This is a genomic window from Sphingobacteriales bacterium (genome assembly GCA_016700115.1).
Lineage (GTDB): Bacteria > Bacteroidota > Bacteroidia > Chitinophagales > UBA2359 > UBA2359.
This window is the reverse complement of the sequence record CP064999.1, coordinates 5,209,154-5,232,413: the sequence shown is the minus strand read 5'-3', so window position 1 is coordinate 5,232,413 and position 23,260 is coordinate 5,209,154. Positions and strand designations below refer to the sequence as shown.

At 37.7% G+C, this 23,260-nt stretch carries 24 protein-coding genes; 14 read left to right on the top strand and 10 right to left on the bottom strand.

All coding sequences use genetic code 11. The features are described 5' to 3' along the window. The first annotated feature begins 30 nt into the window (after window positions 1-30). Window positions 31-990, top strand: coding sequence for a type IX secretion system membrane protein PorP/SprF (locus IPM47_18720; protein ID QQS28850.1), 960 nt, complete (start codon window positions 31-33; stop codon window positions 988-990). A 67-nt stretch (window positions 991-1,057) separates the two neighbouring features. Here IPM47_18720 and IPM47_18715 read toward each other — a convergent pair whose 3' ends face one another. From IPM47_18715 to IPM47_18695, 5 genes are all read right to left on the bottom strand, one after another. Further along, the gene (locus IPM47_18715) at window positions 1,058-1,768 is read right to left on the bottom strand and encodes a hypothetical protein (GenBank protein ID QQS28849.1); all 711 of its coding nucleotides are present in this window, start codon (window positions 1,766-1,768) and stop codon (window positions 1,058-1,060) included. A gap of 90 nt (window positions 1,769-1,858) precedes the next feature. Further along, the gene (locus IPM47_18710; protein QQS28848.1) at window positions 1,859-2,425 is read right to left on the bottom strand and encodes an AraC family transcriptional regulator; all 567 of its coding nucleotides are present in this window, start codon (window positions 2,423-2,425) and stop codon (window positions 1,859-1,861) included. Window positions 2,426-2,485: 60 nt separating this feature from the next. Next, window positions 2,486-2,632 carry a hypothetical protein gene (locus tag IPM47_18705; GenBank protein ID QQS28847.1) on the bottom strand — a complete coding sequence of 49 codons (147 nt, stop codon included), beginning with the start codon at window positions 2,630-2,632 and terminating at the stop codon, window positions 2,486-2,488. Window positions 2,633-3,321: 689 nt separating this feature from the next. Beyond that, a complete protein-coding gene (locus IPM47_18700) occupies window positions 3,322-3,792 on the bottom strand; it encodes a DedA family protein (GenBank protein QQS28846.1) in 471 nt (156 codons plus the stop codon). Window positions 3,793-3,905: 113 nt separating this feature from the next. After that, the gene (locus IPM47_18695) at window positions 3,906-5,903 is read right to left on the bottom strand and encodes a transglycosylase SLT domain-containing protein (GenBank protein ID QQS28845.1); all 1,998 of its coding nucleotides are present in this window, start codon (window positions 5,901-5,903) and stop codon (window positions 3,906-3,908) included. Window positions 5,904-6,350: 447 nt separating this feature from the next. Between IPM47_18695 and IPM47_18690 the strand changes: the two genes are divergently transcribed. The 4 genes from IPM47_18690 to IPM47_18675 all read left to right on the top strand — a co-directional run bounded on the left by IPM47_18690 (window position 6,351) and on the right by IPM47_18675 (window position 9,218). Next, a complete protein-coding gene (locus IPM47_18690; GenBank protein ID QQS31527.1) occupies window positions 6,351-6,797 on the top strand; it encodes a DUF4442 domain-containing protein in 447 nt (148 codons plus the stop codon). After that, window positions 6,784-7,479: a deoxyribonuclease V gene (nfi, locus tag IPM47_18685; GenBank protein ID QQS28844.1), complete on the top strand. Its 696-nt coding sequence runs from the start codon at window positions 6,784-6,786 to the stop codon at window positions 7,477-7,479. Before IPM47_18690 ends, nfi begins: the two co-directional genes overlap by 14 nt. A gap of 10 nt (window positions 7,480-7,489) precedes the next feature. After that, entirely contained in the window at window positions 7,490-8,152 is a 663-nt protein-coding gene (locus tag IPM47_18680) for a 4'-phosphopantetheinyl transferase superfamily protein (protein ID QQS28843.1), read from the top strand. Between the two features lie 253 nt (window positions 8,153-8,405). After that, complete coding sequence (locus IPM47_18675) at window positions 8,406-9,218, top strand: T9SS type A sorting domain-containing protein (protein QQS28842.1); 813 nt, start codon at window positions 8,406-8,408, stop codon at window positions 9,216-9,218. Window positions 9,219-9,340: 122 nt separating this feature from the next. Here IPM47_18675 and IPM47_18670 read toward each other — a convergent pair whose 3' ends face one another. From IPM47_18670 to IPM47_18660, 3 genes are all read right to left on the bottom strand, one after another. Then, window positions 9,341-9,922, bottom strand: a complete 582-nt coding sequence (locus IPM47_18670) for a bifunctional nuclease family protein (protein QQS28841.1) — start codon at window positions 9,920-9,922, stop codon at window positions 9,341-9,343. 112 nt (window positions 9,923-10,034) lie between these two features. After that, entirely contained in the window at window positions 10,035-11,018 is a 984-nt protein-coding gene (locus IPM47_18665) for an electron transfer flavoprotein subunit alpha/FixB family protein (GenBank protein ID QQS28840.1), read from the bottom strand. Window positions 11,019-11,074: 56 nt separating this feature from the next. Further along, the gene (locus IPM47_18660) at window positions 11,075-11,824 is read right to left on the bottom strand and encodes an electron transfer flavoprotein subunit beta/FixA family protein (protein QQS28839.1); all 750 of its coding nucleotides are present in this window, start codon (window positions 11,822-11,824) and stop codon (window positions 11,075-11,077) included. Between the two features lie 400 nt (window positions 11,825-12,224). On the opposite strand from IPM47_18660, the gene IPM47_18655 reads away from it, so the two are divergent. From IPM47_18655 to IPM47_18645, 3 genes are all read left to right on the top strand, one after another. Beyond that, window positions 12,225-13,112, top strand: coding sequence for a universal stress protein (locus tag IPM47_18655; GenBank protein ID QQS28838.1), 888 nt, complete (start codon window positions 12,225-12,227; stop codon window positions 13,110-13,112). Between the two features lie 54 nt (window positions 13,113-13,166). Beyond that, window positions 13,167-13,928: a universal stress protein gene (locus IPM47_18650; protein QQS28837.1), complete on the top strand. Its 762-nt coding sequence runs from the start codon at window positions 13,167-13,169 to the stop codon at window positions 13,926-13,928. Between the two features lie 150 nt (window positions 13,929-14,078). Next, window positions 14,079-14,936, top strand: coding sequence for a universal stress protein (locus tag IPM47_18645; protein QQS28836.1), 858 nt, complete (start codon window positions 14,079-14,081; stop codon window positions 14,934-14,936). Window positions 14,937-15,010: 74 nt separating this feature from the next. Here the strand turns inward: IPM47_18645 and IPM47_18640 are convergent, their stop codons facing one another. Beyond that, complete coding sequence (locus IPM47_18640) at window positions 15,011-15,544, bottom strand: hypothetical protein (GenBank protein QQS28835.1); 534 nt, start codon at window positions 15,542-15,544, stop codon at window positions 15,011-15,013. A 345-nt stretch (window positions 15,545-15,889) separates the two neighbouring features. Here IPM47_18640 and IPM47_18635 point away from each other — a divergent pair, with 345 nt between their 5' ends. Both IPM47_18635 and IPM47_18630 read left to right on the top strand, forming a co-directional pair. After that, complete coding sequence (locus IPM47_18635) at window positions 15,890-16,600, top strand: Crp/Fnr family transcriptional regulator (GenBank protein ID QQS28834.1); 711 nt, start codon at window positions 15,890-15,892, stop codon at window positions 16,598-16,600. A 150-nt stretch (window positions 16,601-16,750) separates the two neighbouring features. Further along, window positions 16,751-19,225, top strand: a complete 2,475-nt coding sequence (locus IPM47_18630) for a glycoside hydrolase family 31 protein (protein ID QQS28833.1) — start codon at window positions 16,751-16,753, stop codon at window positions 19,223-19,225. On the opposite strand, the gene aroQ is transcribed toward IPM47_18630, so the two are convergent. Then, entirely contained in the window at window positions 19,198-19,632 is a 435-nt protein-coding gene (aroQ, locus tag IPM47_18625) for a type II 3-dehydroquinate dehydratase (protein QQS28832.1), read from the bottom strand. The genes IPM47_18630 and aroQ overlap by 28 nt on opposite strands. Before the next feature lie 109 nt (window positions 19,633-19,741). Between aroQ and xerD the strand changes: the two genes are divergently transcribed. The 4 genes from xerD to IPM47_18605 all read left to right on the top strand — a co-directional run bounded on the left by xerD (window position 19,742) and on the right by IPM47_18605 (window position 23,135). After that, window positions 19,742-20,641 carry a site-specific tyrosine recombinase XerD gene (gene xerD / locus IPM47_18620; GenBank protein QQS28831.1) on the top strand — a complete coding sequence of 300 codons (900 nt, stop codon included), beginning with the start codon at window positions 19,742-19,744 and terminating at the stop codon, window positions 20,639-20,641. Window positions 20,642-20,722: 81 nt separating this feature from the next. Beyond that, entirely contained in the window at window positions 20,723-21,196 is a 474-nt protein-coding gene (locus tag IPM47_18615; GenBank protein QQS28830.1) for an LEA type 2 family protein, read from the top strand. Between the two features lie 233 nt (window positions 21,197-21,429). Then, entirely contained in the window at window positions 21,430-22,347 is a 918-nt protein-coding gene (locus IPM47_18610) for a transposase (GenBank protein QQS28829.1), read from the top strand. Beyond that, on the top strand, window positions 22,341-23,135 hold the full coding sequence (locus tag IPM47_18605) for a transposase (protein ID QQS28828.1): 795 nt from the start codon (window positions 22,341-22,343) through the stop codon (window positions 23,133-23,135). The genes IPM47_18610 and IPM47_18605 overlap by 7 nt, the downstream gene beginning before the upstream one ends. The last annotated feature ends 125 nt before the right edge of the window (window positions 23,136-23,260 follow it).

Here is a 23,260-nt window from a genome sequence, read left to right as displayed (position 1 = left end):
TACCCTTTTACCAAATAACATCATCAGGATATGAAACATTTAATCTTCACCATCATCAGCATACTTTTCATTTTTACTTTTAGTACCCGAACAACTTTTGCTCAGCAAGATGCCCGTTATAGTATGTATATGTTTAACGGCATGTATGTTAATCCTGCTTATGCTGGAAGCACAGGCAACGCCGGTTTTGCGGCTTTTTACCGTAAGCAATGGGTAAATATTGAAGGTGCGCCCCAAACCATTTCAGTGAGTGGTCAGGGTCCTTTTGGAAAAAGACAACAATATGGTTTGGGAGGGTTTTTGGAATATGATGAAATAGGAGTACATCAACGAATTACAGGCTATGGTGCTTATGCCTACCGGTTTAAGTTGCCGATAGGAGCAGTTGCGTTGGGCATACAGGGAGGTGTTCAATATCTCCGCTCAAATTTTACAGACATCACCCCTGAAGAGGTTATTACCAATCCTGACCCCGTATTTCAGGAAAACAGTTCTGTTATTTTACCCAATTTCGGTTTAGGGATATGGTTTAATACCCCTGCCTTTTTTGCAGGACTTTCGGCACCTCATCTCATTAACAATAAGTTAAACGATGGACAACCCAATATAACCACAGTCGGCCGGCAATACAGGCATTATCTGCTCAATACAGGAGTTGTACTTAAAGCCGGAAAAAGTGTAAAAGTTGTGCCTTCAATTTTGGTGAAGGCAATTCCACAAAACGCCCCTGTTCAGTTTGACACAAACCTTAGTGTCTTTTTGGTGGATATGCTTTGGATAGGCACTTCATTCAGGTTTGAAAACAAATTCACTCCGGAGTCAATCAATGCCATTCTTGGCTTTCAATTTGGCAATGGATTGAGATTAGGATATGCTTATGATTACACTTTAAGCAGCTTAAACAATTTTACCTCCGGTTCTCATGAAGTAACACTCGGTTATGATTTAAGGAAAAAAGTGGACAGATTGATTACACCGCGATATTTTTGACAGATTATTTTTTTATTTGCGTAAAGCCATACAAACAAGTAGTGCTATTTTAAAAGGGCTGTCATAATCAAATTGTTGTTACCATCCATTTTGCAAAACTTTGCCAGAGAGTAGTTTCCGGGAAAAAAATGATTAAGATATTTGGGATTAGCCAAATAACAAAGGCAATCGTGAATGGATTGATGCGAAAACTTTTCTTTTTAAACCTGTCGTACAGGATGAGTGAAACGAAGGTTATTAAAGTAATTAAAACGACTAACTGAATGGCCATGAATATGTCCATGTTTAACCAGGTCATAAAAATTCTACCTAACCCTGGACCACCAATGATAACACCTGTTGCAATCATGTATCGCATGTGAATGGGCGTTTCTCTCTTGTTTAAAACGGCAAGAATATATAGAATTATAAATGGTATAGCGTCTGTCATAGGAGAAAAGATAAATGACAGTGCAAACTTTTCGGTTTGTCCTTCACTGATAAAGCGAAGATACTGGTTGTGATAAGCCAACAACATTGAAACAAATGCAATTGGTGCAAGTAAGTAGGAAGCTTTACCAAGTGTTTTATGAATGTTTACTTTTCTTTTCGCGATTAGTATTGGCTGAACAATTAAAAGTAGGAGCCATGAAGTCAATAAGATTGCGTGGAAATGGTGAATATTTTTCAGCCCGGGAAAATCAGGTGCCAGCGAAAAATACTTTTTGTAAAATCCAATAAAAGTGATTAAGGCAATCGTTCCAAAGAAGTAAACAAGATTTTTGTATCCTTTTTCCATGATAAGAAATAACGGGTTTTCATTTGTTGCAAACTGTTTCAAATTAGCAGAGCCAGTGAAGCAAGACTATTTAAACCATTAGGCACAAATTTACTGGTAGTTACCCGGGATGTCTTTGGAAATTTCCGACAAAACAAAATCAGTAGGAGATTTACCTGTGAAACGTTTAAAATCGTTTGTAAGATGGGCGTGGTCATAATAACCACATTCTATGGCGATATCAAAAATGCTGTTTTTTTCTCTGCGTTGAATTTTTGAACATGCAACATTGAAACGTTCAATATCTATAAATTCTTTGGGAGTTAATCCTATATGTTGTTTAAACTGTCTTTCTAAGCTCCGCTCCGTAATGAAGTGTTTTTTGGTTATCTGTTCAATTTTCAAGCTACCCTGACTTTTAATGATATCTGCAACAATTGGAAGAAGCGACGTTCTGGTTGCTGAAAACCTGTCAAGGTAAAATTGATCAATATATGCAATAAGATTTGTTACATTTTTTTGGACATCGGGAAAATCTTTTTTAGTAAATTCAAAAAACCGGTTAGTGATTTGGCTTAGAGATTCGTATTTATGAAAACAAGAGAAAGCACCGGGCTTGAATTTTATTCCGAAAAGTAAAGCCTTTCCTGAAATGATTTGAACATCAGACTGCATCATCGGGCCTATTATGTAAATAGTATCATTGTCAATTGATCTTTCAAACCGGGTGGATGTTATTTAGCTTCCAAGATTAATCATCAGGGTTATGCCTCCATCGGGCATTAAAGTAATCTGCTCTTTTTCGTGTGTATAACCAGACAAATGCCAGTACATTTCGATGTATGGCTGTAATGCTTTAGCAGGAATGTAAGAATTATAGATCATTCCCTATTCAGATGATTTGAAGTTTACTAATTCAAGGCATTGCTTTTGGCAGTCTGTGAAAAAACTCACCCAACAAAATTACAATATTCTTTTAATGATGGCAGAAAAGCAGAATCTTAAAATATAAGATACCCCAAAAAGATTTTATTGACTTTTTAAGCAATAAAATTGATATCCGAAACATTCCTGAAACAGGAATTGAACCGTTTCTTACTTCATTTAAAGGTTTTGAAACAGGAATTAACCGGTTTCTTACTTCATTTTAAGTTTTTGAAACAGGATTTGAACCGTTTCTTACTTCATTAAGAGATGTTGGAACAGGAAACGGATGGTTTCTTGTTTCGATGATGAATTTCAAAAAAAGAAATGAACCGTTTCTGGTTTCATTTCTAAAAAACTAAGTTGGAAATGCTCCGTTTCTTGTTTCATTTTCCTTTTTTAAAACAAGAAATGAGGTATTTCTTATTCTATTTTTCTACAAACAATAGAAACTAATCCCTTTAGATGCAATTGAATTTATGAACCTGATAATGTGAATTGTGATTAAGTTGTTATTGGTGATAGTTTTTACTTTTTATCCTGTATTAGTGTGAATTAGAGAACCGGTTTTTTCAAAAAAATGGAATAAAACCAAGGTCCTGCCCCCTGTTTTTTAATCATTAGGATGGTTAATTGAATAAAGAAGGTGGTTAAAACAGCGATTTACCCGTTATCATTAGATAAGCTACAACAACATATCGCAGAAATTTACCTAAAAACATGATGAGGGATACTAAATAGACATTGCTTCGAATAAAGCCTAATCCTACGGCTATAAAGTCACCGATTGAGGGTAGCCAGCACAGAAATGCCAGAAAATATCCGTATTTGCTCAGCCGTACATTCCAATCGTCTAACTTCGCCCGGTCAAAACGGAAATATTTTTCCAGCCATTCCCATTTCCCTAAATACCCCAGGTAGTATCCGCTCATTCCTCCTAACCAATTGCCGGTTGATGCTATTAAAACACATGAAACAGGATGATAATTACCCAACAACATCGCTGCAAGTATTGCTTCTGAACTAAACGGAACTACTGTTGCAGCAAGAAAAGAAGCAAAAAACAAGCCGGCATACTCCCAGATATCCGGATAATTGAGTATAAAAGTTACAAAGCACATATATGCAATATAAGTATTAAACAGCGGTACAAAAACAAAAAGCCTCCGCAATTTGCAACAAATACGGAGGCTTTTGTCATTACCCTAAGCCGGGTATTATCTTTTTTTATTTTTTACCTGTTTGTTCGAATAACCAAATCCATACCTGGTTTAAGAACAGATTTTTTGTTCAACCCGTTTAAATCCAGCAAATGTTCAATTGTTACATCGGGAAACTGTTTGGCAATAGACCAAAAAGAATCGCCTTTTTGAACGGTATATGTTTTAGGGTCATTGCTATGTTCAGTAGCTCCATTTAACAAGGAATCATCAGCCACCGAAGAAGCATATTCAGAAGAGCCTTTACTGACAATCAGGATATCTCCTTCCGGTGTAATAATAACCGCTTCTTCTTCCAATACGTTTTGAATGGTATTGGCAGGAGGTGTTTGGATAGCCGTTAACTTCCCGCCTGAAGCAGTAGCTCTTAAAAAGGTTTCTTCATTGGAGTCTTTACTGACTATCAGAATATCTCCTTCGGGAGTAACGATGACCTCTTCTTCACCCGATTCGTTTTTAATCGGATTAATTTGAGGTGTTTGGTTAGCCATTGACATCCTGCCTGATGCAGTAGCTCTTAAAGAGGTTTCTTCATAAGAGCCTTTACTCACAATCAGAATATCTCCTTCGGGAGTAATGATGACTTCTTCTTCTTCCAGTTCGTTTTGGGTAATGGTAGCAGGAGAATCTTTCAAAACATCCGGAGTTCCCAAATCATTGTTTTGCTGCAAATTGTCGTTGAAAATCAAATAGCCTTCCGGAGTAATTGTTACATTGTCCTGATTGAAGGTTATAGTTTCCGGTTGTTTGGCGGTTAAATCCGGTGAATCTGTCGAATTGGATTTAGAAGAAGCTGACGAGTTAGACACCAACTCCGTCTTAATGGAACTTGTCGTTTCCATGGATAATGAAGCCGGAGATTTTAAACCCACTTTTAATTTAGCTCCAATCTTCAGGGAATTATTTTTTAGGTTGTTCCACTTTTTAAGATCGGCCACTTTGCATTTATACTTGTCCGCAATTCCGCTGAGTGTTTCCCCTTTTTTAACGGTATGCCAGACATCAGCACTGTTAAAACCTGCATTGCCCGATGCGGTCTGATTGCGTGAATCTAAGATGATAGATGCACGTTTTTGTTTAAAAGCGTAAATTTCAGTAACCGGCAGACGAAGGCAATATTGGTTTCTTCCATCAGGTAAAAAACGCTTTTTAAGCGCAGGGTTTATAAAAGAGAGTTTCTCGACATCCAAACTCAAAGATTTGGCTATTGAGTTTAGATGAAGGGGACCGTTTACCATGACAGTATCAGAGCCGGGAAACAAATTGCTGTAAGGATGCGGATAAATCCTAAGGGAATGATCCATGTGATAATGCATCCAATAAACACAGGAGATGAAAGCCGGAACATAGTTGCGGGTTTCTTTCGGAAGGTAGTCATACAACAACCAATAATTAGTAATCCCTCCTGAACGACGCACCGCTTCATCCACTTTTCCCGGGCCACAATTATAAGCAGCAATTACGAGCAACCAATCTTCATATTTATTATAAAGGCTTTTTAAATAACGAATGGCAGCATCCGAGGATTTATAAGGGTCAATACGCTCATCAACATAAGAATCAACGTTTAGTTTCAACCCTTTTGCAGTTGCCGGCATAATTTGCCATAAACCTGTAGCACCGGCACGAGATACAGCAGTGGCATTTAAAGCAGATTCTGTTACCGGCAGGTATTTTAATTCTAAGGGTAACCCATATTGTCTGAGGGTTTTTTCAAAAATCGGGAAATAAATATCGCTTAAACTTAGAATTTTTTCAGAGAGAGCGGGTGAGCGGTTAACATACAATTCAATATAAGAACGTACAGTACCATTATACTCAAGTGGGATTGTTGAAGCAATTTTTGCAAGCTTGCTTTCGTAATCGGATAAATTACTGTTGCCGGTAACAGAAACTAAATTACAGGCATTTTCTTCTAATGATGACATGTCATCTAAATAATAAGGATGCGCATGTGCTGATAAGGCGTTCATTAGCAAAATGATGCCAAGAAATTTTTTTAATTTTACCATAAATTTTTAAAGAACTTTTTAAGAACAAATTGCTATTTTTTCGAGATAGCGGCACAAAGGTACGCATTATACCCATTCCGTCACTCATTTTAGAGGCTCCTTGACCTATCGGTCATTATCTCTCGTTTGAATATCCCAACACGTTATATTTATTATTTCTATTTAAATGCCCTGTTTCTATAAGAGTACGTATGTTTTTGAAAGTCTTTGAATTTTTTGAATGAAAAAAAGAAAAATGTGTTAAATTTTGTTTTTTTTCAAAAAATTCGATTGGATTTTGTAAATAAGCAGCCATTTTTGAAACCTTTTTTTAATTATCAGGTCACCAATAATATAGTGAGTTAGTCATTTTTTTAAATCATAGTTGTTTCACTAATCATGTCCATTTCACCCAAAGTTTCGAGATTTATCAACAGGCTCACAAACCCCGTTTTGTTTAAATTTTTCCTGTTATACAAACTTCCATTAGCTTTTGTAGCGAGGCTGAATATTTCATCTTTAACTGTTGAAGAAGCAAAAGTTACAATTCCTTATGGATGGCTTACCCAAAATCCGTTTAAATCCACCTATTTTGCAGCCCTGAGTATGGCAGCAGAAATGTCAACCGGCGTTCTTGGATTAATGGCAATAGAAGAGGCAGCCAAGCCTGTTTCGTTTTTAGTGGTCGGTTTAAACGGTGCGTTTACCAAAAAAGCGACAGACCTAACCATTTTTACCTGCTCAGATGGTTTAAAATTTTTTGATGCGGTTTCAAAAACATTGGAAACAGGGAATGCCGTTGAAGTTGTAGCTGTTTCTGTGGGCACTAACAAAGCAGGAGAGGAGGTAGCGCGTTTTACAATTACCTGGTCGGTAAAAGCAAAAAATCAGACTTCAAAGCATGGAACTTCCTGAAAACAATTTTAACTATACACCTAAGCAAGCCATCAAATTACAAAACGAACTCAGAGGTCAGATAAAAATTTGCTCATTTCCACCGGAAAAAGTGCGTTTAATTGCAGGAGCAGATCTGTCTTTTAATAAATTTTCCGATACCATTTATGCAGGAATTGTGGTGATGACTTTTCCGGTGCTTGAAGTAGTCGAAGAGGCTCATATAATCATGGAGAGCCGGTTCCCTTATATTCCCGGATTGTTGTCATTCAGGGAAATACCGGCAATCGCTGAGGTTTGGAAAAAACTAAAAATCAGACCGGATGTTGTTGTATTAGACGGACATGGAATTGCTCATCCGAGACGGATGGGCATTGCTTCTCATTTTGGATTGTTGGCCGATTGTCCGGCAATTGGATGTGGTAAAACCGTTTTAACAGGACAGTTTAACGAACCTGAAAAAGAAAAAGGCGCTTTTTCTTATATGTACCATAAAGAGGAGATTGTGGGGTCAGCCTTAAGAACCAAAACCGGAGTAAAACCGGTTTTTATATCTGTTGGCAATAAAATTACTTTAGAAGATGCACTGAGTATAATGATTCAATGTTCAAAATCTTACAGAATCCCCGAACCAACCCGTCAGGCGCATTTGCTGGTAAATCGAATCAGAACTGAACATACAATTTCCAAAGCAAAACAATAATGCTTCAATAATGGAAAACCTCCGTTTTTTTACCTACAAAGAAGCACAAGTCGGAATTGCCCGGATAGATCATTATTCCAATTTTTCTTTCGATGACAATCAGAGGTTTGAAAAAATGTTTAAACTGTTTAAACATGACCGGAGAAAAAACGAATGGATAAGTTCGAGAATACTGGCTGAAAAAGTCGCACATAAGAATTTCGACGAAATCGTTTATTCTGCCGAAGGCAAACCCTATTGTTTAGATGGCAGTAAAATCAGTATCAGTCATTCAAGGCATTTTACCGCTGTAATTTGGCATAAAACCTCCGAAGTAGGAATTGATGTGGATGAATTACGTCCTCAGGTGTTTAAAATCAAAGAAAAGTTTTTGTCAGAATCAGAGCAAAAGTTAATATTGACCGGTTTTTCTCTCGAAACACTGACAGCTTTTTGGTGTGCCAAAGAAGCATTGTATAAACTTTATGGGTTAAAACAACTTCAGTTTAATCAGCATATCCAGATTCGAAAAGCACAGTTAGAAGTTGAAAATGGTTGGTTACAGGGGCTTTTAGATACTAAAGTGGAGAAAGGGGATATTGTGTTTAACACACAGGTTGCAATCATGCAAGTCGCAGAATTTATGTTGGCTTATGCAGTTGCTGATTTATCTAAAGGTCAAAATATTGGGTAAAAGGTAATCCTGAGTTTTTTTAAATAAAAAAATACAGGATTGGCACAAAAAAGTCAAATCTTTTTATTTACCTTAGTGGCAAGTTTAGCTTTGTTAAATGAGCACTTCCTACAAGTAACCATTGATTTGACAGACTAATCCGTAATATTTCAGACAAAGTGGTTTAATTAGGGGTTACATTTTGTTTATCTGATTGACTAAATTTTTAATAAAGCCTTCTAAAATAATTAATTGACTTTTTAAACATACTCCCATGAAGCAGATTTTTTCCTTTTTATTTGTATTGATGTTGGTTTGCCAACTATCTTTTGCCGGTGTGGTGGATGTCAGATTTACAGATGCTACCTTGAATGACAATACTTACTGTGTAACCGTTCAGGTCAAAGCACAAGATATAGGATTTGAAATCGGTAGTGCGACTGTGTTTTTCTCATATAATACAGCAGCATTGTCAAATCCCACGGCAACTCCTTTAAGATTTAGTGAAACCGACTTGTGTGCTGTCGGTGGTTCAACTTCCTTCTACCGCAACAGTTTTAATTATCTGGAAACAGGTCCTGTCGGAGAAGGTAATTATGCCATTTTGCTCTTGGCTGCAAATCAAGGTTGTCCGACTATTAACAATACCGAATGGGTGGACGTTGCACAATATTGTTTTGATGTTGTAAATGCTTCTATTCCGGTAAATTTAGAATTCAATACTGTGTACACAGCATTCAACACAGTGGATAACAGTGGCGATCAGCATACTTTGGGCGACTTGAGCAGTGTTTTGTTTTCCGTTTCCACTCCTTCAGTTAATGCACCTGCTGCAGGCATTGTGATTTATCCCAATTATACCCAAAATAAAGTTGTAGTTGAATACAGCCTTGTTAAACAAGACAACGTAAAGATTAGCATTTACGATATGTTGGGACGTGCAGTTTATGCTTCTCAAAAAAATAATGTTGCTGCCGGTAAACACACTTTAGATGTTGATTTGTCAAAATATGGCAACGGTTATTACCTTGTGGAAATTGACAATGGTACTGAAAAAGTTACCGAAAAGATTTTGTTAGTGAAATAATTCACAGCCTTTGGGCATAAAAAAAGGAGGGCACTTTAAAAGTGCCCTCCTTTTTTTATGGATATTCTATTATGCTAACTATCGTTCTTTAAGTACCTTCCCATTAAAAACTTTACAGTGAATTATTTCCTTTTGTTGATTTCGTCTCTTAACCGCGCTGCTTTTTCGTAGTCTTCATTAGATATGGCTTCCTGAAGCAAGTTGTAAAGTTCATCACTAGACCTTCCTGTAATATCAAAAGATTCCTTTTGGGTTGGTGGAAGTTTTTCCTTTTCTCGTTTTTCGTTTGGAACATCGTTTATTGTAATTCCAGCCTGATCGAGAATTGGCTCATAAGTATAAATCGGGCAATTAAACCTGACCGCTAAAGCCAGTGCATCAGAACTTCTCGAATCAATTTCTATAAATTCTCCGGCAAGTTCACAGACCAGTGTTGCATGAAAAATACCTTCCTGCAATTTGCTGATCACGACTTCGCGAAGGTTAATGCCAAAAGCCTTGCAAATATTATGAGTTAAATCGTGCGTTAGCGGACGTTGAGGTGGTTGATTGTCAATGGCCATGGCTATAGATTGCGCTTCAACAATCCCGATGATAATCGGAAGCCGGCGCGAGCTGTTGATTTCGCCCAATATCACGGCATAAGATTGGCTTTGTGCAACACTATGTGATAAAGCAATGATTTCAAGTTCTATCTTTTTCATAAATAAAAGACCACTTTCGTTGAAAGATTCTAATGTCAGGAAAAGGTTGGATTAAAACTCAAAGATACAAATTTTTAACTTTGAAATATCCTGAGACTATATACTCCGTTTCTCAGTTGTTTTGGGCTTTAAATGCTTTTACGGCTTGGGTTAGTTTAGGAATGATTTCAAAAGCATCTCCGACTATGCCGTAATCGGCAGCCTTAAAAAACGGGGCTTCCGGATCTTTGTTAATCACAACAATCACTTTGCTGTTGTTTACGCCCGCCAAATGTTGGATGGCTCCGGAAATTCCGATGGCAATATATAGGTTTGGACGAATCGTTATTCCGGTTTGCCCGACATGCTCGTGATGAGGTCGCCAATGAACATCGGCAACCGGCCTTGAACAAGCTGTTGCAGCTCCAAGTGCCTGCGCAAGTTCTTCAATCATTCCCCAGTTTTCAGGGCCTTTCATTCCACGTCCGGCAGAAACTACTAATTCTGCTTCCGGTAACGGCACGCTGTCAGAAAGCGATTTTATTTCTTTGACCTTGATTTTAACATCTGAAGCCGTTATGCCGCTGTTAAACTGTTCTACGGCAGCCAATCCCTGACCTTTTACAACAGGATATGAGTTGGGATTCAAGGCAATGATTTTAATGGGAGTTAATATGGAATAATTGGCAAAAGCTTTTCCTGAAAACACAGATTTCTTAACCGTAAATGTGTTGCCATTCACGATCGGTAATTCTATTGCACCCGATACCAATCCAGCTTTCAATCGCATAGATAATCTTGGCGCAATGGCTTTTCCATTGCTGTTTTGAGAAATAATGATAGCAGTAGCACCTGTTTGTTCAACGGCTGAAGCTAATGCTTTTGTATGAACCCCTGCATCAAAATGGTCGAACAATGCCTGATTGTCTGATAAAACTTTAGTTACACCATAGTTTCCCAATAAGGTTAAGGCTTCATCAGATACTTGCCCCAATGATAAGGCAATTACCTCATCGGTTTGCAGCATTTCTGCAACTTTTCGGGCATATAAAGCAGTTTCAAACGTACTTTTTTTAATTTTTCCATTTTGATGATTCACATATATTAATACTGACATGATATTAGTTGACTTTGTGATGAAGGATGTTTATAAAATAATTAAGAAAAATAAAATTAAATTACTTTGGCTTGTTCGTGTAGTAATCTGATCAGTTCTTCGGGATGTTCCGGGTCTATTAGTTTTACTTGTGTACGAGCCGGAGGAAGTTCATAAGAAACTATGGAAGTATAGGGACTGAAATCTTTGGGAGGCAGTACTTTTACCGGTTTTGTTCGCGCTGCCATTATACCGCGCATATTGGGAATTCTTTGTTCAGCCATCCCTTTTTGAGCGCTGATGACAAAAGGGACAGCTACTTCTACTTCTTCTATTCCACCTTCAATTTCACGGGTGGCCGATGCTGTAGTTGCATTGATCAACTGAAGGGAGTTAGCTAAAGAAATATAAGGCAGGTTAAGAAGTTCTGCGACCATCCCTCCGATGGCAGAGCCATTGTAATCTATAGTTTCTTTTCCGGTAAATATAATATCGTAATTTTCCGTTTCAGCATGAGCTGCAATCTGTGCCGCCACAAAATGGGCATCGTCAGGAACTGCATCAATGCGAACCGCATTATCGGCACCAATGGCCAATGCTTTTTGAATGACAATGGACTCGTTTTCTTTCGGTCCAACGTTGATGACTGTTACAGAGCCTGTTCCTGTTTGTTCTTTTATTTCTATGGCTCGCACTAAGGCATACCATTCGTCAGTTGGATTCATAATAAATGTAACACCATTGGTGTCGAACGTGGAATTATTGTTTGTAAAAGCAATTTTTGCGGTTGTATCAGGTGTTTTACTGATACAGACTAACATCTTCATAAAGATTTAAAATTTTACTGTGGATAAAAGAGGCGCAAATTTATTTAAAAATCCGATGGCAAACAAGACGATACTTTTCCTTAATTTGAAAAGCACTATCAAGACTTGCCCGAAGTTATTCAATTTGATGGTATAGCTTCAAAACAGTTCAGCCTTTGAAAAGTTGTATCAGCAACATTTTTAGCAATGTCAAAAATTGTACATCAAAAATCCATTTTCTCATTTAATCGGGTTTTATCCAATGAATTTGAGTTTTTTGAAGGCTATGTCAATTTAGTAAAGTGATAAAAGTCATTTTGTTAAAAAGGACAAATCATTTTCAATATTTTTCTGCAGCCGTAATTTTGCGACATATACCATGTTTTTTATTGCCATTTTCTAACTGACAACAATCTGGGGTATGTTTAAATGTAAACGACTAATGGTGGGGCTGGACTTTACTTTGCTGGATAAAACGCTTATTGCTTATACGGGTTATTTAAGCAGATTATTGAGTGCTGAAAAAGTCTATTTCATCAATGTTCAAAAAACATTTGACGTACCCTCGGTTGTTTTGTCTGATTTTCCCGAATTGAAAGCACCACAGGATGAACAATTGCGATATAAAATGAAAGAAGAGGTGGAAGCTCATTTCGGGAACTTAGAACAAACAGAACTGGACTATTTAATTGTAGAAGGCTCTCCGGTTAAGGAAATCAATCATTGGGTACAGTTGAAAAATATAGACTTATTGGTTATTGGCCGTAAAAAAGAGTTGAAAGGAAGGGGAATTTTACCCAACCAATTACTGCGTAGTGTGAATAGTTGTGTTTTATTTGTTCCTGAAGATGTGAGATACCGTTTAACAGAAATCATGACTCTGACAGATTTTTCAGATGCTTCAAAAATAGCCATGGAAGTGGCGGCCTCTTTAGGTTTTGAAAACCCCGATGTTACGGTTCATTGTCAGCATATTTACCAACTTCCTGTTGGGTATTATTTTACCGAAAAAGGGAAGGAAGAAGTTAACAGGGTCATTCGGGCTTACCATGTTATGCAGTACAATCAGTTTATTGAATCAATCTCTTTGGAATCTGTACATGTAAATCCTATTTTTACGCTGGACGAAGATGGTGATTGGTCTAATACGGCATTTCATACTGCCCAAAAAAAAGATGTGGATCTGATTGTGCTTGGTGCAACCGGAAAAACCTATTTTGATCATTTAATTCTGGGTAGTTTTACCGAAAAAATGGTTCAGGTAAATGCTCAGATTCCGATGTTGGTCGTTAAACAACACCAATTGTAATCTCAGAAAAGTTCGGCGTTTTATTTCCTTGCCTTACTTTTATGTCTTTTTATTATGTACAATATCATTGTCCCTATAGATTTTTCTTATGCCGCAGAATGTGCATTGCAATATGCGTACAGGTTAGCCCTGTTCATGAAAACGGCAAAAATTGAATTGTTTCATGCTTATCAGACACCTTTAGTCGAATCGGTGGGCAGTTTTGAAGAATTGGAATTACTTGCAGCATCAGTCAGGGAAGAAAAAATTGTGCAATTAAAAGTCTTTGTGCAAAAAAGTTTCAAACGGATGCATGTCAAAAATCAGGTAGAAATCGAATACATTGCCGCCGAAGGAGAAATAGCAGGACTATTGGCACAATATACCGAGAGCCGGCATTTGATTGTTATGGGAACAGAAGGGCAAAGTCATTCCGAAACATTTACTCATGGAAGTCTGACCTCAGAAGTACTGTTACATGTATCAGTGCCTGTGTTGGTAGTACCGGTTGGAGCTGAGTTTACAAAGCCTAAATCTTTGCTTTTTGCAATTGATTATGAAAACTATGACCGCAGTGCTTTATATTCTTTAGCTTCATTTGCAAATGCTGCGAATGCTTCGGTTACACTTTTACATATTCATCCGGATACAGGCTATTTTGACCATAAAAAAATGACAAACTATCGCAAAACACTTCGCGATATTCTCCCAAACGAAAATATGAAACTGGTTTTTTTGACCGGTGAAAACCTGGAGCAATCTATTTTTAACTATTTGGAAGAAAAAAAAATTAGACTTACCGGTATTACTCAGCAGGAAAGGAACTATATTGAATAATCAATACACAGACAGTTTTAGTCGGCTGATGACCATGAGAACACAGACTCCGCTTTTAATTTTTCATGCCTCAGAAGACTCATCTCTCTCCAATAAACCTTAGCTTTGCAATTCGAACAACAGTTATTACTTTTTATCGGATAAGTTCAAATGAAACAAATATTAGTTCCTACTGATTTTTCTGAAAATGCGTTGAACGCATATACCTATGCTTTGCATATTGCCGACAAGCTCAATATCGGCGTAACCACATTGCATACTTATACGGTTCATTATTTTAATCCTGCCGATACTGACTTGTCTGCGCTTCAGGATATGATAGACAACGAAGTGGATGCTGAATTTGAAGTCTATAAAAAAGCAGCTACAGCTTTTCATCAACATGCCGAAAAAATCGGACTGGGGCATATCAGCATTAATCATTTGCTAAGAAAAGGTTTTGTTTCAGATGAGGTGGAAGATGTAGTCAATAATCAAGGTATAGATTTAGTGGTAATGGGGACCAAAGGCATCAATAGTTTAAAAGATGTTTTATTTGGCAGCAATACCGCAGATGTGGTCAAGCGGGTAAAGTGTCCTGTGTTAACAGTTCCCGCAGCTTGTGTATTTAAAGGAATTACCAAAATTGTGTACGCTACAAATTGTGACGAACACGATGAAAAAATTATTGACAAAGTTTACGGGTTTGCGCAGGCTTTTAATGCACCGCTCAAATGCGTTCATGTTAGCTTTTTGGAAGAAGCCTGGAATAAAGAAAAATTGATTGAATTTGAAAGACTTAGTCAAAAGGCCAAAGAAATGCCTATGCTCGATTTTGAAGTAGTAGAAAGCGAAAGCGTTTTGGATGGACTAAAGGAATATATGACGCAAAACGAGGTTTCAATAGTGGCAATGCATACACATAAAAGAACATTTTTTGAAAAAATATTCCTGTCAAGTTATACCGAACAAATGGCTTATCATTCTCATCTGCCTTTGTTATCTTTTGGTACTGAAACATCACATTAACAAGGAATAGATAGCGCTATACTTGTTTAACAAAGAAAGCCTGTTTTTTTGAACAGGCTTTCTTATTAGGTAAACTACTTGGTTGCCGGTTCAGTTTTTTTATGACCACTAATAATGTATCTCACAGTCAATGCTCCATATCCCGAACGGAACCTGTTTATATTTTTGTAAATTTCATCGAAACTTGAAAGAACAACAATCGTAGGTGCCCAATCCAGACTTAAATTCAAAGGGAAATCGTTGAACGAGTAATCCAACCCTGCGTTTCCGGCAATACCCAGTTCGATATATCTGCCTAATCCGGTTCCATAAATCGTACCGTAAGCATACGAGAAAAATGAAGCTCCACCGCCAAAATACACTTTTAACCGCTCAACTTTGGGAATTGGCAAATGGTGTTGGTAAAAAGCACCTACTGCCAAACCGCCGTTCCAGGTGATGCCTCCAAAAAAATCTACAGCACCTTTCTCAGATAAAAAGGTTTTATAAGACGCAATCAGGCCATAGCCAAGTTTACCGCCAATTGCCGATTTGTAATCCTGAGCTTGTGTATTATTGAAAAAGAACAAGCTAAAAAATAAGGACAAAATCAAAGATGCTTTTTTCATAACTTTAAGTATTAAGGTGAAAAAAATTAAGCAAGCAAATTAAAGAAAAAAAAGTGTTGCCTGTATCTCTTTTGTGAACCCTCAAGGAAATCTCATCAGTTTTTTCGTAAAAACCTTGATTTTTATTTAAGGAGTTTGTTTCAGCTAACCCTCTCAAAATTTATGCGATCAGGTTTTTTATCTGATTAAAACCAGTTTTTTAAGAACAATATTTTGATTGAGAGATTTTAAATGCTTTTTCCCTCCAATACAAGATTTAAGGTAGGATAATTAGATTTTTATGCCGTTAATTTTAGAAAATATTTATTTTTGTGGTCAGAATATACTCAAATACCACACATTACCATGCACACACCCACACAATTACCGGATTGCGAGCATTGTAAAAGCCGCAAAAATTCTTTGTTTCATTTTTGCCATTTAGATGAAATCAGCAGTTTAAGCAAACACAAGACATGTTCTATTTATAAGCGCGGGCAGATAATTTTTCAGGAAGGAGCCAATCCAATTGGGTTGTTTTGTGTTAATTCAGGTAAAATCAAGTTATATAAGTATGCTTCAGATGGAAGGGAGCAAATTGTAAGAATAGCCAAACCCGGCGATTTTTTGGGTTACTCTTCTTTACTCGGAGGAGGACATTATCCCATTTCAGCAGCAGCATTGGAAGATTGTACTGTTTGTTTAGTACCTAAACCACTTATTTTAACTTTATTTAAAGATAATAGCCGTTTTGCTGAAAACTATATCAAGTTATTGTGTGATACAGTTGAAGAGGGGTACTCAAAAATGGCTGAATTGGCATATAAACCAGTTCGGGGAAGATTGGCTGAAGCATTGCTTTTATTACATAATGCTTACAAAGATGATGATGAAAACCCTATGGGCATCATTACCGTTTCACGCGAAGATCTCGCTGCCTTAATAGGAACTGTGAAAGAAACAGTTATACGTATGCTCAAAGAATTTAAAGAAGACGAGTATATTACCACAAGGCGCACTGATATTATCGTAAAAAATATCAATGGACTGATGAAAGTCAGCGAATTGTACGATTAGTATGTGCTTACCTAAATTAAGGCGTAATTTAAATTTTATAAAATCTTTCCTTTCAGGATAAGGTCAGCTATTTTATGTCAGTTCATAACCCGTTTACCTTAATAACGTAAATTTGCTCCGTATTTAAATCACTTTATTCCAAATTTTACTATGCAGCAAAACGATTCCATTGTAGAAAGCAGTCACAAGAGATATGATGATGTAGTCCGGCGACATTTTCCGGGGAAATTGATTTTTTTTGAACAGACCGGCTCATTTAGTTTCAGTCTCAGATGTGAAAACCGGGTAACAATGCTCATTGATGTAGAAACTGATAGCATTATCCGGTTCCGTTATTCAATGGATGGTGAGTTTGACCCTGATTTTTCCTATGCCATCAGCCCTGATTACATTCCTGTTCCCCCCTCTGAATTAAGTTATTTGGAATCTGAAACAGCAATAGAAATCAGAACTGCCAAACTTAGATGTACCATTTCAAAACACCGGCTTTTGTTGCGGATATATGATCTGGAAGGGAATGTTTTGTGTGAAGATGATACTGGGTTTTACCTTCGGGAAAGTATCTTGTTAGGCATAACAGAGGTAAAAGTTACGAAAAAAGCACCATTAGGCAAACAGTTTTTCGGACTTGGCGACAAACCTGTTCTTGATCTCGACCTTAGAGGTAAGGCTTTTGAAAATTGGTGTACCGACACGTTTGGTTATCAAACAGATACAGACCCTATTTACCGCGCTATTCCTTTTTATTATGCGCTTCTGAACAATCGTGCTTACGGGATATTTCTCGATAATACTTATAGAACAAGGTTCAGTTTTGATAGACAAGGCAATGGAATCAGCAGTTTTTCTGCCGCAGGAGGTGATATCAACTATTATTTTATTTACGGACCTGACCTTAATGATGTTGCTGCTCAATATACACTGATGACCGGAACTCCTCAACTGCCACCTCTCTGGGCTTTGGGTTACCACCAATGCCGGTGGAGCTACTATCCCGAAAGTCATGTAAGGCAGGTAACCGAGACTTTTCGCCAAAAACAAATTCCTTGCGATGTAATTTATCTCGATATAGATTATATGGACGGATACAGATGCTTTACATGGGACAACTCCCGTTTCCCAAACCCTAAAGAACTGATTGATGACCTCAAAGAACAGGGCTTTAAGATGGTTGTCATTATTGACCCGGGGATACTGATAGATAAAGAATACGAAGTTTATCAAACCGGAACCAAAGCTGATGTTTGGTGTAAAAGAGAAAACGGAAAATTGATGAGAGCATCTGTTTGGCCACCTGAATGTGTTTTTCCGGATTTTACAGATCCAAAAGTGAGGACTTGGTGGGGAAAACAATACGAAAACTTTTACAATATTCTTGGCATCAGTGGATTTTGGAACGACATGAACGAGCCGGCAATTTTTGAGGTAAAGCGAAAAACTTTCCCCGACCCTGTCAGACATCATTATGATGGACATGGATGCAGCCACCAAAAAGCACATAATATTTATGGAATGCAAATGTCGCGCGCTACCAAAGAAGGGCTGGAGCAACTTCAAAATGAAAAAAGACCTTTTGTAATTACTCGTGCCACCTATTCCGGAGGGCAGCGTTATGCTTCTTGTTGGACGGGCGACAATCATGCTACCTGGGAGCATCTACAGGTTGCCAATCTTCAGTGTCAGCGTATGAGTGTATCCGGTTTTTCATTTGTCGGCTCAGACATTGGTGGTTTTGCCGGTATTTCCAACGGCGAATTGTTTGTCAGATGGCTTCAGCTTGGTGCTTTCCATTTGTTTTACCGAACACATTCAATGGGAGCAAATGCAGACACTTCCGCCTATGAAACAAACCGAAAACCAATTACCGACCGTGAACCCTGGGTTTTTGGCGAACCTTTTACCTCTTATGCCAAAGCAGCTATTGAAATGAGATACAGAATACTGCCTTATTTATACACAGCCTTTTGGCAATATATCAAGAGTGGTATTCCGGTTATAAAACCCCTTAGTTTTTATGACCAGTCGGACCCGACGGCTTGTAAAAGACTCATAGAGTTTGTGGTTGGCGATCATATTTTAGTTCGTCCGGTTATAAAACCCGGTAAAAACACAGCCCGAACTTATTTGCCGGAAGGAAATTGGTATCATTTCTGGACTGACAAACTGTTTGCAGGCAAACAAAAATACAAAGTTGATGCCCCTATTCACCAAATTCCCTTTTTTGTGAAAGAAGGTGCAGTTATTCCTCATTTTCCTGTCATGCAATACACCGGACAAGTGCCGGTTGAAGAACTTACTTTGCATGTGTATTACAAAGGAGGGGTTGAAAACAGCAAATACTATGAAGATGAAGGAGAAAATCTGAGTTATCAGCAAGGTAATTACACGCTACATACCTACAAAACAGAAGGATCAACCAATAGTTTTTCACTTAAACACAGCAAAGAAGGAGGCTACAGCCCATCTTACTCAACTTGTAAAATCATTTTACATGGGCTGCCTTTTACTCCTGCAAAATGTGAGGTTGACGGACAGAAAGTTTCGATTAACAGAGCTGCTTCTGCCGAACGTCCTGTTTATGAAGTTGTTACTCCATCTCATTTCGAACTAATCGAAATTAAGTAAATGATGGCCAAACGATAGCTTTCCATGCCAAAACCGGCAATGATTCCTTTTGCCTTTCCTGCGGTAAAAGAACGATGCCGGTATTCTTCGCGGCTGAAAGTGTTGGAAATATGTACCTCAACAACTGGGGTATTTATAGATGCAACGGCATCAGCCAAAGCAACAGAAGTGTGGGCATATCCACCCGGATTGAACACAATTCCGTCTGCCACATTGCCCATTTCGTGCAATTTATCTATCAAAACACCTTCGTGATTACTTTGAAACAAAGAGATTTTTGCTTCATGGTAAAATTCCTGTTGAAGCGAAGGAATAAAGTTGTCAAACGACATACTTCCGTAAATATCCGGTTCGCGTTTTCCAATTAAATTGAGATTTGGTCCATTGATGATTATAATTTGTTTCATTACCTTGAACTTTTGTGATTGGAAAGCTTAAGTTGGGGTAAATATAAGTTTTTCAATCATTTATGGTGAAATGTTTGGTAATTTTGCATGAGTCATCAGAAAACTAACAATGCAGATAACTGCTGAAATCAAAGGCTTTGAGGCTTATTTGCGCCTTGAAAGGGCTTTTTCAGACAATTCAATTGAAGCATATCTCAGAGATATCGAAAAATTTGCTCAATTCATCAACAGTGAATTTCCTGAAACCATGTTGAGCGAAATCACTTTAACCCATTTTTCAGTCTATTTAAATCACCTTAACTCATTAGATATTGCCAAAAGTTCGCAAGCCAGAAACATTTCTGGGTTAAAGGCTTTTTTTAAATACCTGATTGAGGAGGATATAATTTCACAAAATCCTACAGAACTCCTGGAAGCTCCTAAAAATGACAGAAAAATACCGGAAGTATTGACTATTGATGAAATTGAAGCTATGATTTCAGCAATAGATCTGAGCAGACCTGATGGGATTAGGAATAAAGCTATTATAGAAATCCTTTACGGTTGTGGATTAAGAGTATCTGAGCTTACCGACTTAAAACTGACGAATTATTTCCAATCAGAGGGAATTTTGAGAGTAACAGGTAAAGGGTCTAAAATGAGATTGGTACCGATAAACACCACAGCTATCCATCACTTGAATATATATATCACTCAAGTTCGGAAAATTCAGGAAATTAAAAAAAAATATGAGGATATTATATTTCTGAATAGAAGAGGAAGTGCGCTCAGCAGAGTGTGGGTTTTTAATATTGTTAAAGATTTGGCGAAAAATGCCGGAATAACCAAAAACATCAGTCCACACACTTTTCGACATTCTTTTGCAACCCATTTATATGACGGTGGTGCTGATTTGCGTATAATACAGGAAATGTTAGGGCATGAATCCATTACTACGACAGAAATTTATGCCTCAGTTTCAGGTCAGTATTTAAGAGACACATTAATTCAGTTTCACCCACGTTTTTGATAAAACATCTGCCAATTGTTGTTCGTTATCTGATATCTTTGCCTCTGAAAAAACTTCAACGGAATAAACAAATTTTGAAACTTGAAAAATCTAACTGCCCTTCTGTTTTTTTTAGCCCTGCTTTTAATGCTCGGTTCTTGTGCGTCGCTGAAACATCCCCAATTTAAACAACTGACCAATGTTAAATTCAATTCCTGGAACAAAGGGAAACTCACACTTCGTGCTGATGCCGAGTTTGACAACCCTAACCCATACAAATTTCATCTGACTGCAACCGATATAAACCTGTTGCTCAACGGTAAAAAAGCAGCTCATGTTGAACAGGAAATGAATATCAAATTGCCGGCTTCAAAGCCGTTTACCGTACCTATCAATATCGAAATTTCAACAGACGATTTGACAGCCGATTTTCTGTTAGACGGTGCAATGGCCGTATTAACCAATAAAAAAATTCCAATGCAACTCAATGGAACAGTTACAGTCAAGTTTTTTTTGGTAAAAATGAAGATTCCTGTCAAACACGAGCAACAAATTTCGGTTAAGGATTTGATGTGAAAGTTAATATAAAAATAAATTTCGAAAATCTGTTGTTATGTTGGTATAATTGTATTTTTTTAATTTAATTTGCCTATTGAAATAATTCTTCAACTTTCCACTAATAATCTATTAACTTTATGAAAAGATTTACAGTTGCTTTTATTTTTTGAGTTCACTAAAATAAGGTTTTGGGTATGTTTGTTATTTAAAGAATATTTTTGTAATTTTATGCTTAAATAGTTATTTCATCTATGTTCAAGAAGAATTTAACCCATAATCAATCTCAACTTTTTGGTTTGTCGTTTTACTTAAATAAAGATAAGCAAAAACGGCTTGAAAATAGTAGTGGCGGTCATTTTTATCGGCTTGTTTTTTGCAATATACAAGAGGAAGACTTTTCGGTACTGTATTCGACCAAACATAGTGCGCCCAATGCTCCTATCAATTGCATGATAGCGGCATTATTGTTGATGCAAAAGCATAGCTGGACGTATGCCCAACTCTTTGAACAGATAGACTTTAATTTGGAAACCCGTTTTGCTTTAGGTCTTCAGGATTTAGAGAAGGTTCCTTTCACCGAACCTACGCTGTTCAACTTCAAAAGTCGCCTCAACACTCACCTTGTTAACACAGGAGAAGATCTGATTGGCAAATTGTTCGACCGCTTAACAAACCAACAACTCAAAGAACTGAAACTAAAGACAACGATACAGCGTACGGATAGCCCTCTACTTAACAGCAATATACGCAGTTATAGTCGCATAGAACTCCTTGTGGAGTTGCTTTTGCGCTTTTACAGCATTCTCACTGCCGAAGAACAGGAGCGTTATACTGCTGACTTGTCGGACTATATCGGGAAAAAAGCAAACGAATATATTCGCCATATCAAACCGGGAGACCAAAACACTCACCTCCAAAAGTTAGGGCAAGTCTATCACTTGCTATACACACAATTGCAGGATATTTATCGGGAACACGAAGTCTTTCAGGTATTTTCCCGCGTGTATGCCGAACACTTTACCCTGCCTGAAACGGATGAAAAAACAAGCGTACCTGCGCCTAAGCCCAATGAAGCGCTGAACAGCAAGTGCCTTCAATCGCCCGATGATACAGAAGCCACCTATCGGAAAAAAAGGGCAAACAATATCAAGGCTATGTGGCGATGGTGACCGAAACCTGCCATCCTGATAATGACCTGCAGTTGATTACCGATGTACACACCGCTACGAATAATACCGATGATACACAACTGCTTCACGAACGGTTGGACAGCATCAAGGAAAAAACACCCGACCTGGAACAATTGCACCACGATGGCGGCTTTGGCAGCGAAGACAACGATATTAAGCTCAATGAATTGGGTATCACGCCTATTCAAACCGCCATTAAAGGCTGTTGCGCGTCATCCCCCATCACTATTACCCTCCAATCCGATACCAACACGTATAGGGTACAATGTGCCAATTCACAACACCCCCAAGTGATCGCCACTAAACCTTCAAAAAACTATAAAGCTGAATTTGACCTCCATATCTGTAACGATTGCCCCTTCAGAGACACTTGCCCCACCAAGACAAATCGAAAATATGAAAAAGGAGTGGCTATTTACAAGTTTAAACCCGAAGATTACCTGCGACAGCAACGACATAAAAATATACAAACAATACCCAAAGCGCATCGAAAACTCCGCCCTAATGTGGAAGCCACCATGGCGCAAATGAGAAGGGGGGAAAACCGAAACGGAAAATTAAAAGTAAGAGGCTTGATAAACGCCAGTCTCTATAGCATCGCCATGGCTATTGTTATCAATTTTAGTCGTATTGTAAAACATAAAAAACGGATAACCAACTCAATTACCCTCTTTTCAATGCTGCATGCACTATACAGCAGCATAATACGTATAGCCCCTTTCATAACGCCTATAAAACACTGCCAGCACAAAGTATCATATATGTGAAATTATAACCTTTAACCCAAAATCTAAAAGTGCTTTTTTTAGCTTACTCATAATTTGTATAATGTTGATCTTTTTTTGCCATGTTTTGTTTCTAAATTCTTCCAATATTTCACATTCTATTACTA